This window comes from Streptomyces caniscabiei (assembly GCF_014930365.1).
GTDB classification, from domain to species: domain Bacteria; phylum Actinomycetota; class Actinomycetes; order Streptomycetales; family Streptomycetaceae; genus Streptomyces; species Streptomyces caniscabiei.
The window spans coordinates 15,869-30,271 of sequence record NZ_JABXWI010000017.1 but is presented as its reverse complement, the minus strand read 5'-3'; the positions used below and the strand labels follow the sequence as shown (position 1 = coordinate 30,271).

General features: G+C 68.6%; 19 protein-coding genes. 10 read left to right on the top strand and 9 right to left on the bottom strand.

What is annotated here, in order from left to right:
• The first annotated feature begins 67 nt into the window (after positions 1-67).
• Together HW837_RS37305 and HW837_RS49755 are read left to right on the top strand one after the other, a co-directional pair.
• Complete coding sequence (locus tag HW837_RS37305) at positions 68-2,401, top strand: competence protein CoiA family protein (protein ID WP_193379989.1); 2,334 nt, start codon at positions 68-70, stop codon at positions 2,399-2,401.
• Positions 2,398-2,826, top strand: coding sequence for a collagen-like protein (locus HW837_RS49755; protein ID WP_193379990.1), 429 nt, complete (start codon positions 2,398-2,400; stop codon positions 2,824-2,826). The genes HW837_RS37305 and HW837_RS49755 overlap by 4 nt, the downstream gene beginning before the upstream one ends.
• A gap of 24 nt (positions 2,827-2,850) precedes the next feature.
• Here HW837_RS49755 and HW837_RS37295 read toward each other — a convergent pair whose 3' ends face one another.
• Positions 2,851-3,063 carry a DUF397 domain-containing protein gene (locus HW837_RS37295; RefSeq protein WP_045558027.1) on the bottom strand — a complete coding sequence of 71 codons (213 nt, stop codon included), beginning with the start codon at positions 3,061-3,063 and terminating at the stop codon, positions 2,851-2,853.
• Between the two features lie 99 nt (positions 3,064-3,162).
• The gene (locus HW837_RS37290; protein WP_045558026.1) at positions 3,163-3,435 is read right to left on the bottom strand and encodes a GntR family transcriptional regulator; all 273 of its coding nucleotides are present in this window, start codon (positions 3,433-3,435) and stop codon (positions 3,163-3,165) included.
• 156 nt (positions 3,436-3,591) lie between these two features.
• On the opposite strand from HW837_RS37290, the gene HW837_RS37285 reads away from it, so the two are divergent.
• Complete coding sequence (locus tag HW837_RS37285) at positions 3,592-3,951, top strand: hypothetical protein (protein ID WP_193379991.1); 360 nt, start codon at positions 3,592-3,594, stop codon at positions 3,949-3,951.
• A 746-nt stretch (positions 3,952-4,697) separates the two neighbouring features.
• Here the strand turns inward: HW837_RS37285 and HW837_RS37280 are convergent.
• From HW837_RS37280 to HW837_RS37270, 3 genes are read right to left on the bottom strand one after another with little or no spacing between them, the layout of a single operon-like run.
• The gene (locus HW837_RS37280) at positions 4,698-5,552 is read right to left on the bottom strand and encodes a DUF5753 domain-containing protein (RefSeq protein WP_193379992.1); all 855 of its coding nucleotides are present in this window, start codon (positions 5,550-5,552) and stop codon (positions 4,698-4,700) included.
• 6 nt (positions 5,553-5,558) lie between these two features.
• A complete protein-coding gene (locus HW837_RS37275) occupies positions 5,559-6,080 on the bottom strand; it encodes a DUF6879 family protein (protein ID WP_193379993.1) in 522 nt (173 codons plus the stop codon).
• Positions 6,055-6,306 (bottom strand): hypothetical protein, encoded by a 252-nt coding sequence (locus HW837_RS37270; protein WP_193379994.1) that lies wholly within the window; start codon positions 6,304-6,306, stop codon positions 6,055-6,057. The genes HW837_RS37275 and HW837_RS37270 overlap by 26 nt, the downstream gene beginning before the upstream one ends.
• A 229-nt stretch (positions 6,307-6,535) precedes the next feature.
• Between HW837_RS37270 and HW837_RS37265 the strand changes: the two genes are divergently transcribed.
• The 4 genes from HW837_RS37265 (at position 6,536) to HW837_RS37250 (ending at position 8,933) form a co-directional block, all read left to right on the top strand.
• Positions 6,536-6,910 (top strand): DUF6415 family natural product biosynthesis protein, encoded by a 375-nt coding sequence (locus HW837_RS37265; RefSeq protein ID WP_045558075.1) that lies wholly within the window; start codon positions 6,536-6,538, stop codon positions 6,908-6,910.
• A gap of 119 nt (positions 6,911-7,029) precedes the next feature.
• Positions 7,030-7,530 (top strand): glycine-rich domain-containing protein, encoded by a 501-nt coding sequence (locus HW837_RS37260; RefSeq protein WP_193379995.1) that lies wholly within the window; start codon positions 7,030-7,032, stop codon positions 7,528-7,530.
• A gap of 77 nt (positions 7,531-7,607) precedes the next feature.
• Positions 7,608-8,261 (top strand): class I SAM-dependent methyltransferase, encoded by a 654-nt coding sequence (locus tag HW837_RS37255; RefSeq protein ID WP_045558021.1) that lies wholly within the window; start codon positions 7,608-7,610, stop codon positions 8,259-8,261.
• Between the two features lie 390 nt (positions 8,262-8,651).
• Complete coding sequence (locus HW837_RS37250; protein ID WP_193379996.1) at positions 8,652-8,933, top strand: hypothetical protein; 282 nt, start codon at positions 8,652-8,654, stop codon at positions 8,931-8,933.
• A 52-nt stretch (positions 8,934-8,985) separates the two neighbouring features.
• Here the strand turns inward: HW837_RS37250 and HW837_RS49115 are convergent, their stop codons facing one another.
• Together HW837_RS49115 and HW837_RS37240 are read right to left on the bottom strand one after the other, a co-directional pair.
• On the bottom strand, positions 8,986-10,230 hold the full coding sequence (locus HW837_RS49115; RefSeq protein WP_234442537.1) for a NucA/NucB deoxyribonuclease domain-containing protein: 1,245 nt from the start codon (positions 10,228-10,230) through the stop codon (positions 8,986-8,988).
• A 409-nt stretch (positions 10,231-10,639) separates the two neighbouring features.
• Positions 10,640-10,837, bottom strand: coding sequence for a hypothetical protein (locus HW837_RS37240; RefSeq protein ID WP_193379997.1), 198 nt, complete (start codon positions 10,835-10,837; stop codon positions 10,640-10,642).
• A 44-nt stretch (positions 10,838-10,881) separates the two neighbouring features.
• Here HW837_RS37240 and HW837_RS37235 point away from each other — a divergent pair, with 44 nt between their 5' ends.
• Positions 10,882-11,145 carry a hypothetical protein gene (locus tag HW837_RS37235; protein WP_159040887.1) on the top strand — a complete coding sequence of 88 codons (264 nt, stop codon included), beginning with the start codon at positions 10,882-10,884 and terminating at the stop codon, positions 11,143-11,145.
• Positions 11,146-11,173: 28 nt separating this feature from the next.
• Here HW837_RS37235 and HW837_RS37230 read toward each other — a convergent pair whose 3' ends face one another.
• A complete protein-coding gene (locus tag HW837_RS37230) occupies positions 11,174-11,401 on the bottom strand; it encodes a hypothetical protein (protein WP_045558018.1) in 228 nt (75 codons plus the stop codon).
• A gap of 114 nt (positions 11,402-11,515) precedes the next feature.
• A complete protein-coding gene (locus HW837_RS37225; RefSeq protein ID WP_078853453.1) occupies positions 11,516-12,025 on the bottom strand; it encodes a tellurium resistance protein in 510 nt (169 codons plus the stop codon).
• A 440-nt stretch (positions 12,026-12,465) separates the two neighbouring features.
• Here HW837_RS37225 and HW837_RS37220 point away from each other — a divergent pair, with 440 nt between their 5' ends.
• The gene (locus tag HW837_RS37220) at positions 12,466-13,860 is read left to right on the top strand and encodes a hypothetical protein (protein ID WP_052682875.1); all 1,395 of its coding nucleotides are present in this window, start codon (positions 12,466-12,468) and stop codon (positions 13,858-13,860) included.
• Positions 13,857-14,360, top strand: a complete 504-nt coding sequence (locus tag HW837_RS37215; protein WP_045558016.1) for a hypothetical protein — start codon at positions 13,857-13,859, stop codon at positions 14,358-14,360. The genes HW837_RS37220 and HW837_RS37215 overlap by 4 nt, the downstream gene beginning before the upstream one ends.
• Positions 14,361-14,403 lie beyond the last annotated feature (43 nt).

Below are 14,403 nucleotides of genomic sequence, written 5' to 3'. Positions count from 1 at the left end.
CCCCAAGGCCACAGCCCCCGCCACGCCGCCTGACCCCACCGCCCCGCTGCCCGAGCCAGGAGCCAGGATGGTCTCGCCCACATCCGAAGAAGACACCCGCAAGGTTCAGACGGCAGTCATCGGTCAGGCCGAGTCGGACTGGCCGGTGTTCCTGCCGTATGACCACGACGACTTCGACCGGTTCATGCGCGGGCGGACCCGCGACGACTTCTACTGCGGCGTCCTACTCGGCGGCTGCGGCAAGAAGCTGACTCCGAAGCGGTACACGGAGAAGAAGTGCCATTTCGCGCACCGCCCGCCCGTACACTGCCGCCGCACGGAGACGGGTGAGGCCAGTGCCGACCACTTGTACATCGGGCAGGCACTACGGCGCTGGCTAGTACGCCATGGATACCAGGACGCCGAGGTGACGTACCTGGACCCTGGGGCGGTCCATGGTGGAGCCGTGGAGGTCCAGTTCGGTCAGGGCAGGTCCAGAGTCATCCGGGTCCAGATGGCCCGCCTCTCCCTCCGAGAGTGGCAGGAGACCCGCGAACGCCTCTCCGGCCGACACACTCACGTTCACTGGGCGTACGGGCCCTACTGCGGACTCTCGCACAACGAGGTGGACGCCGCCGGGCATGCCATCCGTATCTCCTGCCGTACCGAGGGCGAGACCCGCGAGGTGTACGTCGGCACGCAGTACCCGGACAACAGCCTCGCGTGGTCCACCCTCACCGAGTGTCGCCTATCGGACGCGGGGATCATCACGCCCCGCCTCGACGCCGAAGCGCCCGCGAGCAGCACGCCCGATCCCACCCCGATGCCCGTCGCTTTCCCACTGGCTCCAGGCACCATCGCCTTCACCGCAGCCATCGAACTCCCTGCGTCGCAAACCGAGCTGGACGGTCCCGCCGTACGCCTCTACGAAGCCGACCTCCAACCGCTCGGCTCGGCCGTCGTCCGGGCCAGGATCGCCCTGCCGGACGACCACCCCGCCCCTCCTCCTCACCAACTGCACGTCATCTACTCGTCAGCCCGCCTGCTTCCGCTCACCGAAGCGGCCCCCTCCGATACCGCCTGGCTCATACACGCAGACGGAGCCTCGCCCCTACCCCAGCAGACCGACTCCCGCTGGCCGGACCTGCGCCCCGCGTCTCCGCCGTACGAGCCGCCCCCGCCAGCGCCCACGACGACCGAACCAGCCGTCCCAGCACCCCACCCGCTCCCCCTGGGCGAAGCCGAGACGATCCGCGTCTTCCGCTCAAGGCTCGGCGACGTCGCCCGCACCCGGGGCCTCATCAACTGGGAGACGCTCATCAGTCACGCGGGAGCGGCACCCGGCGACATCACCCCGGAGGAACGCGTGCGCCTCCTCGTCGCCGTGGACCACCCGCGAGCCGACGGCAAGCCCGTCCTCTCGGCGCTCGTCAACCCCGCCCTCGTCCCGGCCGCGCCCGCCCCGTACCTCGCTGAGGTCCTCGCCGGCCTCGGCTGGAGAGCCGACCTGAGCGAGGCGAAGGTGCGGGAAATCTGGGAGCGCGAGCGAAGAACCGCCTACGCTCTCGCCGAATCGTCCCCCGCACAGCAGCAGCCCTCGGCTGGACGGTCAGAAGCGAAGGCCGGGACCGACCACGTGCTGACCGAGGCGCGGCTCGTGGCCCGGCTCCGAGAGCATCTGGAAGTCGTCGCCAAAGGCCGCGGCATCATCAAGTGGTCGACCCTGCTCAAGAAGCAGCACATCTCACCTTCCACGTTGTCCGATGAGGACCGCATTCGGCTGTTGGCCGCAGTCGACAGGTCCTACGTTCCCGGGCGTCGGATGTTGTCCGCTTTGGTGAAGGCAGACGGACAGACCCCAGGCCCGGCCCCGTTCTTCGGCGACCTGCTGGCGGCGTTGGGGTGGCAGCCCAACGCCGCCACCCCAACCGTAGAGGCGGCATGGCGGACCGCCGTGGACCATGCCTACGCGAGGGGTACACAAGCTGTACCCGTGGCCCGAACTGCTCCCGCTGAGGAGGACCGCGTGCGCTGGTCCAAGCTCGGGACCACCAAGGGAGCCGTGGTCGTAGCCGTTCGGCGAGCACTGATCGACGCCGCCCGGCGTCAGGTCTGCGTGGGCTGGCACACGCTCGCCGCTGCTGCCGGGCTCAAGCCGACGGACCTTACCGACCGGGCGCGGGAAGCGATCCTCGTATCGGTCGACAGTCCACCCACCTACGGGGTGTTGCTCTCCTCCCTCGTGGTCGCCTCCGAGCACACGCCTGTCCCGTATTTCGACGCCATCCTCAAGCGCCTTGGACGACCCCACGGCCTGCGCCCCATCGAACTGGGCCAGCTCCGCAAGACGGAACAGGCCCGAGCGTTCGCGGCATACAGTGCTGCCGCCGACACCTCCAATGGCCCGAAGGAAAGAACATGAGAACGAACCGTCGTCGCGTCGCGATCGGCATAGCCGCCACCTCAGCCGTCATCGCCCTGTCCGGCGCGGCGGGAGCAGCAGTTGGCGCCTATTTCGTCGCGACCGGCCCGACCGGCGCCCGGGGCCCGGCGGGACCTGAAGGAGCACGCGGACCGCAGGGACCTAAGGGCGTGCAGGGGCTACAAGGTGAACGCGGGGCCAAGGGAGACGAGGGAGAGCCCGGCGCGTCCGCTGAACCAGCCGCCCTTGGCATACCTGACACCGGTACAACGGGCCCCGATCTCTCCGGCGGCCTGCTCATCAGCTCCGGCGCGTGCCCGGTGGGAACCTCGCGGTGGGACACCATCTACGTGGGCCGCAACTCCGTCCTCGGGTCACCGGGCGACGTCGATATGCGCGCGATGACGCTCTGCAAGATCTTCTGAGCGCCATCGCGCACGCGGCTCCCCTCAGACCTCCGCCACGAACCCCACGAACCGCGACCACTCCGCACGCCCGACCGTGAAGTGCGGACGCGTCACGTCCTTGGAATCCCTCACGCAGAGGGCCTGTTCGGCGAGGGCGACCTCGACGCAACTGTCATCCTGGCTGCCGCTGCAGCTGGCCTTGAACCAGGCGAGTTCCGGCGTCGCTGATGGTGCATGCCGTCCCTCACGTGCCATGCCTGTGCCCCTCCTCAATTCTTCCCGTGCCCCGACCTCGCGGTGTTCGTCATATAGCGAGTGCCGAGCGCCATGGCACATCGGGCCGGGCACCGTAAGTCAGTCGGCGGATTCGCCACTCTCAGGCGTGCTGGCAGGCGGCTGCTCGGCAACGAATGTGCCTCGCTGGGGAAGGGTGATCACCCAGCCTTCGGAGCGCAGTAGCGCAACGGCCTGGCGCGCGGTGTCTCTGGCAACACCGTAGTCAGAGACCATCTTGGACTCGGACGGGATCGGGTCCCTTGGTTGGAGTTCGCCGGACTCGATCTTGGTGCGGATCACTCGTGCCACCTGTTTGTAGATGGGCGTCGGATCGAAGCGATCAATTTCCATGACCAGGACGTTAGATATGTTCCATACGCTGCGCATATTGGCAACGTTACAGACGTCCTAGACGAGGTATACAAGATGCGAGTACCGTCCTCATGACGTAAGCACCCCCGCGACGCGGCGAACGTCCGGGGGCATGGCCACCAGCCTCTGGAGCTGATGACAGTGAGCATTATCCACGCGCTTGTGCGCTGGGCCCTGGGCGTGCTCGCCCCCGGTACCGGTAGGCGCAGGGCGGGCACGCGCCCCGCCATGCAGACCCTCCCCCGTACCTCGGAGGCGCCCGGCGCGGCTGCGCCCTGGCCTCCGTTGCGGCGGTCGCCGTACGGGCTGGAGGAGCCGTTGCCCGGTGAGGCGACGGCGGTGGTCCGGCCGTATGTGGTCCTCGCCGAGCGGGAGCGGGCGCTGGAGTGTGAGCGGGCGCGGCAGCGGCGGCGCCGGGTCGCGATGGTTCTCGCGGCGGACTTCGGTGTCGACCTCGACCTGCACGTGGTGGGCGCCGAGGCGGTGGCCGGATGACTGGGCAGGGTGAACGGGGCGAGTGCCCCGGGGCCATGGCGGGTGGGGCACGTGTGCCGGTGCGCATGTGTGTCCGCTGCTGTGCGATCACCGATACGCCGGTCGTCGTATCGGTGGTGCACCAGGGTTCCGGTCCCGGTTTCACGGTGTACGCGTGCCGGGACTGCGCTTCACGCTTCCCGCGCGTGCCGGATGTGCTGTCGCTGGCCCCGGAGGCCGGCCGTGGCGAGGGGGAGGGCGAGAGATGAGCGGCGGGTACACGGTCGGGGTGCCGCCCCTCGACCTCGCCCCGAGGTACGAACCGGTCCGCGAGGCGTGCCGTCGGCCCCACGACGCGCCCCTGCCGGGGACGGTCGGGTTCCTGCAAGTGCGGCGCTGCCCGTGCCCCTCCCCCACATGCACGCCGAGGGATGAGCGGTGAACGCCGGAACGCCCCCCGAGCCGGGCGCTTCGCGCCTGACCCTGAGCGTCTACCGCCTCGACGGAGACGGGCACCAGGTCGGCATGGCGCAGCCGACCGCGTACGCCCCCGGTGCGGCCACGCCGCCGCCGGTGTCCCTCGGATGGCCCCCGTGCCGCTGCCCGCGCTGCCGGACCGGCCACGGTCCACGCGGGCGGTAGCGGCACCCGAGACGGCCCGTAGACGACTCGTGAACGGCGCCTACCCGCGAGGCACGCCGCGCGATCGCGCCCGGTACGGCCGCGGCCCCCAGAGCATGGTTCTGGGGGCCGCGTGCTGCCCGGGGTCAGCTCAGGGCGTCGATGGCCTTCACGATCAGGGCCCGCGCATCAGCCCCGTACACGGCCAGTTCCGTAAGCCGGGCGAACGCCCGCAAGTACATGTCGAGTTCACTCGGCGCCGTCACGGTCACCTTCGCGGCGAGCAACTCCACATGGATCCGCGAGTCGTCGAACACCGTGAACTGCTCCAGCGGCCACATGACCGTCTCCCGCGCGGCTGTGGCCGGGATGATGCCGAGGGACATGGACGGCAGGGACATCGCGGCCAGCAGGTTGCCGAGCTGGCCGGCCATCACGTCCTGATCGCCGATCCGGTGATGGAGGACGTTCTCCTCGACCAGCGTCGCGAAGCGGTGGTCTCCCTCGTGGATGACGCGTGCGCGGCGCATGCGGACCTCGACCGCGGCGGCCACGTCGTCCGGGGTGCCGCGGAAGTCCGCGATCGTGCGCATCAGCGCCGTTGCGTAACCGGGTGTCTGCAGGTAGCCGGGCACGACGTGGGAGGCGTACACGCGGACCTGGCGGGTGCGCTCGTACAGCTTGGCCGAGGTCTCCGCCAACTGCTTCATGCCGGTCCGCTGGAGCCGTTTCCACTGCACGTACATGGAGTCGGCTTGCCGGTTGGCCGCGATGAGGTCGTCCGCCTGGTCGTGCGCGCCGCAGGCCGCACACCAGACGCGGATGTCGGCGTCGGCCGGCGCGGTGACAGCGTTCTCGATCCTCGACGACTTGGCGACGGACCAGCCCGCGAGACGGGCGAGTTCCTTGCCGGTGATGCCCGCGTCCAGGCGCAGCTCCCGCAGCCGGGCCGCGAGAGCCGCGCGTGCTTCCTGCACGCTGGGCGTGGGGAACGTGGACATGGACGGTTACTTGACCTTGACCTCGTACTGGTCGTGGGGGGTGGCCCGTTCCCAGATCCGTTCGTATGCGGTCGCGTGTCGGGAGACCGTGCCGTGCTCGTCGCAGAGTTCCTTGCCGACCCATTCGCCGTCGCCGGAGAAATGGTGGACGCGCATCAGCCGCCCGTCGAAGATCCACAGGTCCGCGCCCGGGACGAGCAGATCCCACGCGCGGTGCCGGGGGAGCCAGCGCACCTCCTCGCCGGCTTCCACGTTGGCGCGGGTCTGGTAGTGCTCCCAGGCGATGTAGTCGGTGACCGGCTCGGACACGATCCTGACGCGCCGTACACGCACGCCGCGGGCGACAGCGTCCGCGATGTTCTGGTGGTAGGGGCGCCACCAGGAATCGCGGTCGTCCCAGTCCACCCGCCGGCCGTCCTGCCAGGCTTCGAAGCGGGGATTGGTGAAGTAGGCGTCCCTCATCTCCAGATGGGCGGCCGACTGCATGGTGTCGGCGAGGAGTTCAGCGAACTCCGGGATCGAGCTCATCGCACGCCTTCCTGATGATCGGGATCATACGGGCCGGGATCCTGATGACGGTCTCGCCGGACGGGATCGGTGCCCTCGCCGGGGACAACGCGTCGCAGGTCGCGGTCGTCTCGTCGTCGGCCTGGTAGCTCTGGATCAGCAGATCGTCCGTGCCGGTGTCCACCCAGACTGTGGGGCATCCGTCCTCGTCTGTCTCGGGGTCGATCCCGACGAACCTGATGTTCATGGTGCTGGTCTCCCGCACTGGTCGGTTGCAGCGATTTACACCACCATCGTGCGCGTGTGGAGCAGGGTCAAGAGCACGTGTCGCTTGTGAACAGCACCTTCGAACTGTCATGTAATTCGGTGCAACTTCGTGGCCTGGTCCGTGGAGGAACTCCTACGGTCGAGGCAGACGACGGAATCCGGCGGCCTGGTGACGGCCCCCGGGCATGGCCGACTGTGAAGGAGTCGACGTGCCGAAGCACATCGCCCACCAACCCGCCGCGGCAGACCGCGACGACCCGCCGGACCTCGCGACGATGCGCTCCACCGCCGACCGGATCCTCGCCTCCGACGCGAAGCCCGTCAGCCCCAAGGACCTGGAGACGCTGGTGATCGCCATGCGCGGCCAGATCGAACTACTCGTCCCCGTAGTCCAAGGCTTGGCCGCCGGGTTCCCGAAAGGGGACATCCCGCGTGAGTGCGCTCTGGCCGGTGCGCGTGAAGCAAGCATGCGGCTCCGGCTGGGTGCCGACGGCGGCAGCCCCGCGCGCATGTCCGTATCGATGAAGGTGGCCCGCTCCGTGGTCGCCCTGTGCGACCACTACGAGAACCTCGGTGGCCGGTGATCTTCCCAGCTTCGTGACACGCCTGAACTCCCGCCCCGGCCCCCAACCCTGGACAGGTCCGGCAGCCGAGGCGGGTTGCACCACACAGCACGGCGACGACACCCCAGAAGGGCAGGTCAATGACCGTCACACTCGAATCGCCCGCCAGGACGCTCACGCGGGACCCGAAGGATCTCCTGAACGCGGTCGCTCCGCACATCACCGAGCTGACCGTCAATGTGTTCGACTCCGGAATGAGCCTGTGGGACCGCGAGGTCTCCCTGCTCCTGCGCGACCACACCATGGTCCGCGACATGGCCGAACGGATCCTCGGCAACGCCGTCATGTACGTCATGGGCTCCATCGAGAACCCCGGCGTCCACATGGGCGTGGGCAAGCTCGTCGACATCGGCGTCCACCAGCTCATCCTCGACACACCCGTCTGGTGGGGCATCTGCCGCCTCTACAACGGTGGCCGGTTCAAGCATCACGCCCCGTTCATCGAACGCCGCCGCGACGGCCTGTGCCTGCGTACCGGCGACTTCCTGCGCTCCCAGGGCTGGGCCATCGACGAGGAGCTGTGGGCCATGGACGGCACGGACTGCTCACCGTGCGACGACAAGGTCCCCGACAGCCACTGACCCGGCTACAGTCGCCCCCGCCCTCACGGCTCCCCGAGGGCGGGGGCTCCCGCATCCCGACGACCGGAGGAACAGCTGTGCCCGTACCGCACGACATCGTCGCCGAGACCGAACTGTGGGACGCCTACGCGGAGTCCGCGTTCAAGGACGACGCCGAACCGTCGTTCTGCTGGACCCAGTACGCCGGCCACGGCCCGGGTCCCGAACTCCTCGGCAGCCCGCAGACCGTGTTGGAGATCGGATGCGGCACCGGCCGCGCCCTCGCCCACCTCGCGGGACAAGGCGTCAAGGCCACCGGGGTGGACCTGTCGCCGCGCATGGTGGCGCTCGCGGGCGAGAAGTGGGCGCCACTCGGAGTGCGGATCGAGCGGGGGGAGATCCTCGACTGGCTCGCCGCCGACGAGAGCCGTTACGACGCCGTGTACTCCGTCTTCGGCGCGGCGTGGTTCACCGACCCGTCCCGCCTCTTCCCCCTCGTCCGCGAGCACCTCGTACCGGGTGGCGTCTTCGTGTTCTCCCAGCCGCCGGCCATCCCGGGCGCCTACGGGCCGCAGGGCATGTACAAGGGCGGGTTCGCGGGGAAGGCCATGTTCACGTACCGGTACAGCTACCGGCCCGGGGTGTGGGAGCGGCACCTGCTCCGGGCCGGTTTCACGTCCGCCGAGGCGACGGTGGTGGAGGCCCCGGAAGCCGGACACATCGGCACGCTCATCGTCCAGGCCCGCACCTGATAGCGCGTCACGGTCGCGGTCGACATACTCCATGGCCAACCGGGGCAACGCGATGGTCCACCAATCGGCTCCTTCCGCGAGTGCGACCCCGGGTCCAGCAGCCCGCAGGGCAAAGCCGACGCACCGCAACGGACGCCCGTTCGAGGCCCGCTCTTACCCGGGTTAGCGTGGAGGCGGCGATCGAGGAGTAGGAGTGCCATGTCTGAGCCCCGGATGGTACGGGAGCAGGAACTCGAACCCGAGGTGGATTTCTACGGGATGTGCCTACAGGATGCGGAGTCCGCTCAGGTCGCGTATCCAGGTGGCCGCGTCATGGACGAGGGCGTGTTCGTAACTGCCCACCCTGGGCGGGTCGATATCGAGAGTGCTGGTCATACTCACACGGCGACGATGACCGCTCAGGTGTGGGACGGTGAACCGCCCTTGGACAGCAGTCGCGTGTGGGACCTGAGAGCTGACACCACCGTGCGGTCCGCGACGGGCACCATGGAGGTGTGGGCGGTGGCGTACGGCCCGATCGAGGATGTGATCGAACTGGGGGCTTCCGACCGGGACTGGCACGTGCGGGTCTACTGCTCCGGCCGAGATGAGGTGGCTCGCGTCATCGAGGAGGAAGGGATCGCCGAGGGCGTCGAGCGCTACCTCGTGCAGTTTTGGCCCCAGCGGGCATGAGAGTCGGGCCCTGGGGGCGTGCGCCCCCCAGGGCTACCTGCCATTCACTCCGCTATTTGATGGTGACGTAGAAGCCGTCGTCGTCGCCGTCGAGAATGCGATTGAGGGTCATGAACTGTCCGAGAAGATTGCCGGCGTTGCCGTTGTCCTTCTTCGCCAGCGGCAGGACGGAGAAGTTGTTCTTCGGGGCGGAGGGCTCGTACGTCTTCTGAGCGCAGCCCTCGTAGGTGGTCGCGAAGGGGTACTCGTCGCACTCCTTCCCGCCCTTGGCGTAGTCGTTGCCGAACGCCTTCTTGCACGCGCTCACCGCGGTGGATCGATTCTTCTTGCGGCGTGCGTTGTCGTGGTAGAGCCGACGCAGCGGCGACTGCGGGCTCGCCCCTGGGACCTTCTTGCCGGCGTTGGCCGGCTTGGTGCTGCCCGGCTTGGTGAACGCGGTCTTGATGTGGTTGGCGACTGCCTTCTCCGGAGAGCCTGCCTTGGTGCTGTAGACCAGCGGGACGAGATAGGTGAAAACTGCTCCGCCCTGGGCTTTCTTGGGGAGATACGAAGCCTTGTCCCACCGCGGCGGTAGGAAGAACAGCGTCCCGCTCAGCTCCCCTCTTGCCGTGTAGCCGGGAGGCGGAGTGATCACAGCAGACGCTTCGAAGACGGAGGCGACAGCGTCAGCAGGCTTGGATCCCTGTCCTGCGGCGGCCTTCAGGACACGAGTGAATCCCGCGGGCTGCTGAGCGGCGATGACATCGAAGCTCCGCGCCCCAGGCACCGCGCCGGTCTGGGTGACCTTCGCGGTGCTCGGCCACACCTTGGGTATTTTCACCGACGGCTTGATCATCATGGCCGATGTGGGCAACACACCAGTCTTCTGCATCTTGGTGAAGTACTGAGTCACACGTACGTCGCGGCTGTCCTTCGCTATCGTGCCGACCGATAGATAGACGAACTGAGTCTCGCCTACGGGCCGGCCGTTCTGCGACCACACGGTGAAGAACACCGCACCGGAGCAGGAAGCGAAGCGCGACTTGAAGAAGAACTTCTTGTCCGTGCCCAAGCCCTTGATGCACTCCTGGGGCGTCATCGTGCGGGCGGGCTCGGGATAGGTCACCGGCGGGTCCGCCACCGCGGAGCGCTGGCTGCTGACGCGCCCGTATGTGGACGCCGGACCGACGACCTCGGGAGCATGCACGGAACCGGTGAACGCTTCACGCTCCTTGACGAGCAGGTCTTTACCTCCCGCCCGCTGAAGATCGGACAGCGAGGGAAGTCGCGTCCCTACCGGCAGGACACTGGTGTGCATTTCTCCGCTTGGCGGTGTGGCCGCGGCCGGTGACGCCACCGGCAGAGCAGAAGCAGCTACCAGGACACCGGTCGCCGCAGTGATGGAAAAGGTTCGACGAAACGTCACTTCATAGTCCCCGTTTGCCTGATGAGGCTGCACACCACCACGCCCCGCAGAACAGTCGGCACGGAGGCTCATCTGGCGCGCAGCAAAGGATGACGACAGCCCCAAGGGGCTCAGGCCGCCCTGGGAACTCCACACTCCCATCGAACACGCGTGCCAATCAAGGCAATTTGAGACATGTACTCACCACGGCGTGACCGGGAATGCGGAGCGTGGGCTCTTGGCTGTCGCCGGATGGCCCCATGCCGCTACACACGCGCTGCGGACCCAGAGCGTGACTATGCGGGCCGCGTGCTGCCCGGGGTCAGCTGAGGGCGTCGATGGCCTTCACGACCAGAGCCTGCGCATCGGCCCCGTACACGGCCAGTTCTGCGAGCCAGGCGAACGCCCGTAAGTACATGTCGAGTTCGCTCGGCGCCATGACGGTCACCTGCGTGGCGAACATCTCGCCCCAGGTGGCGTCTTCGTGTCTTCCCAGCCGTCGGCCGCCCCGGGCGCTCACGGGCCTGTTCACCCAGGCGCAGCCACGTTGTTACTCTCCGCGCCATGTCGCATGCAGCAGCGCGGGAGATGCGCTCTCCGATCCGGTCGATCCACCCGTACGTACCCGCGGTTGAGCAACAGGGCGATGTGATCTGCTCGATGGCGTCGCGGGACGAGTGCCAGCACAAGCTCGTCGCGGAGGTACGCCCCGAGTTCAGAGACGGCACCTCCCCTCGCTGGCGGGTGTGCGGCGAGTGGCTGACCAGTCATCCGTCAGCCATCGCCCACATCACCGCGAACGGCTTCCAGGAGCCCGTCATCCCGTGACTGGGCAACACCGAAACCCCGGAGAGGACTACGCCGGCCGATACACCGCCTGGCCGGGGTCCGGCCTCACGATGAGGCCCTCATCGGCCAGTTCCCGCAGGATGCGGCGGGCCTCCTTGCCAGCTGCTTCGCTGCTCGGCGGTTCGTACCCGGCGACGCGCAAGGCCAGGACAGCGCGTTCGGTGTCCCAGGTGCCGGCCAACGCCTGGATCACCGCGGCGAGCGACTGCTTGTGCGTCAGCGCCTTCTCGGTCATCTCACCCTCCCCTTCCGGAAACCGCCCAGCATGGCACACGGCGGCACGGCCCCTGCCCGCCAGCCGGACCAGCGCAAAGCGGAAGCCGAAGAGACTGCCTTCCGGGGCGGCCCGCTACAGAGAAGGCTTGGACCCGGGCACCCACTCGAAGCCGAATCCGTAGGCACGGTCGATGAGTTCCTGGTTCGACGACCAGGCATCGGCCGTGAACCAGCGCACCTCGCGCCGCAGGTCGAGGGTGTCACGTCCTGGGGTCAGCAGCGCGATGGCGCACGACGTGGCCCCGGCCGGGGAGTCGTCGAGGTGGATCCGCCAAGTGCCGCTCGGCGCGCTGATGGTGACGACGCCGCCCAGTGTCCGGAAGTCGACTGCTCCCTCGTAGATGTACACATAGACGAGGAGCTTGGTGAACTGGCGCCGATGCTCCAGGCTGATCCGCAGCGTCTCCCCGTCCGAGGTCTCGCCGGTCCGGTCGTCCTGGTCGATGCTGACGTAGGGCCAGGCGTCCAGATCGCCGAACGTCTCCCCGAGGGGCTGCACGGCGGCTCCGATGCCGTCGCGGGTGAGAACCAGGCAGCCCAGATCGAGGTCGGCCTCGGAGGTGACCGACCAGTTGAGGTTCACCTGGAGGACTCCCCGGCCAGCGATCTCGGCACGTGGCGTCCGGCGCGTGAGTTCCATCGCAACCGGACGCGGCGACCTCGCCGTCTCTCGGGGTGTGTGCCTCTCGGTCTCGGCGGGAGGCGCGCCACCGCCCAGGTGGATGACACCGCGTCGTCTACCGTCACCACTCAAGGAAGCCCCCAGGTTCAGCACATCGCTTGATACCGCTTCGTGACAACCCATCCGCTGATGCGATCGTCGTCTAGTATGGCGCGCCTGGTGAAGAAGATGTAAAAGTCTCCACCAGTTCGTTCTGCGCTGCGGGGGGCAAGCGCCACTGGGCCGAGCCCGACCGTGCCGCGCTTGATCGGCGAGTACGTCCCGGCGTGCACCGGGCAGGGGTGGGAATGTTCGCGGGGACACAACTGGATCAAGGGGTGACGGCACGTCACCTCGAAGACATGGCGCAGGACCCTGCGCTCGCACCGCGCGCCGAGGAACTGCGCGCACTGGCACAGGCGCTCGGCTCAACCGACACGCAGGCCCTCGACGCATGGGCCGACCTGGACCTGATGACACACTTCGCCCGGCCCGAGAGCATCGCCGAGCCGGTGGTCGACAGCCGAGGCGCACGGTTCAACTCGGCACTGGACTGGATCCTGGGAGCCTTGGTCTTCCTGCCCCTGCTCTTCACCTGGTTCGGCCTGTGGCAGGCGTCCAGCGCGTACGGGGCGCTCACGGGAGACGATCCCAAGGCCGCCGGTCGGCCCTTCCTCCAGCTGTGGCAGTCCGGGTTCGACGGGCACCTGGGTGAGGCCTTCCGGTTCGGGCACGTCGCTGTCTTCGGTTGCCTGAGCCTCGCGATGCTCTTCGTCCTCACCGCCGTCCACGGCTACCGGCGCACCGCTGCCGAACGCGACGAGGAGCAAGCGCGCGTACGCACCCGAGCGACCCTCGCCCGCCTGGCGCCGGTCCTCACCCGGGCCCAACTCGCACTGAACGCCCATCGATTCGCATCCCCGCAACGCTTCGCCGCGGAGCTCAATTCGGCGGCGGGCCGACTTCAGCGCATGCAGACCAAGGCCATCGCCACACAGGAAGAACTCACCCGGGCCGCCCAGGTGGTGGGCGAGGCCATGGACAAGGCGGAGCAGCGCCTCGCCCAGGCGGAGTCCTATGTGCGGCCGATCGAGCAGGTCGTGCTGCGCATGGAGGAGACCGTGCGGGACAGCGGCACGGCCATCCAGACCGCCGTACAGGGCCTGGACGACCCGGTGACGCAGGCCGGCCGGCGACTGGCCGACGCCGTCAGCGGACAGACCGGCGTGCTCGACAAGGCGCTGGAGGAAGTGCGGGTGGCCGGGGACGGTATGCGCGATCTCCTCGCCCGGACCGCGGATCGGCTGGAGGCGGCGGTCGGCGCCAACGGCAGCAGCGTCCACCAGGCATTGTCGGACGCGGCGCAGCAGGTCGAGGACTCCCTGACCGTACTGGCGGCGTCGCAGCGCGGGTTCACCACCGGCGTCGAGGTGGTCGCGGATGTCAACGGCCGACTGCTCAACGACCTCGGCGCGGTGGCCGAGCGCACCGGTGAGGCCGCGGAGGTCTCCCGCGAGGCCCTGCTCGGCATCGAGGCCCGCAGCCAGGCCCTTCACGAAGCAGCTGACCGCTTCACCGGCGTCACCGACGCCCTGGTACGGGCGCTGCGCGAGACCGAGACGGCCCGCGCCGAAACCGAGGCGGCGCGGAGCGAGGCAGAGGCGGCGCGGGCCGGGGCCGAGGCCGCCCAGAAGCGGGCCGAGGACGAGCTGCGGCAGGCGAGGGAGCTGCGGGCCGGAATCGGATCCGCACGGTGAGCCCGGTGAGAAGAGGGTTCCGCTTCACCCCGCTGCATCTCGCCGGATGGCTCTTCGCCGACATGCTGCTCGTGCTCGCCCTCGTGTCCATGGGCGACCGGGGCGATCCGCTGGCCGCACAGGCCGCCACCCGTCCTTCTCCGTCCGCCTCGTCGGGCGACGCCGAGTCGTCGCCCACACCGAGTCCGACTCCGCAGGGCCCCCGGTCGGTGGAGCGCAAGCCGGTGAAAGTCCACGTGACGGCTGCGGTCGGGGACAGGACACGGATGGTGAAGCAACTCCGGTCGGCCACCGCCCGCTACGAGGGGCGGGCCGCCGCCTTCGTGATGACCTTCGGCCACGCCGTCGAGCCCAGTGACGGTCAGGCGTACGCGCGCGAGATCAACAAGGCTCTGCGCAAGGCGCGACCGGACATGTTCACCGACGCGACGACGCGGGACTTCTGGAACGGCGGTACCGCGGGCGCGGCCGACCTGGAGATCTACTTCTACACCCGTTGACGTTCCCCACCCGTTGACGGCTGCGCCGTCACCCACGCCTACG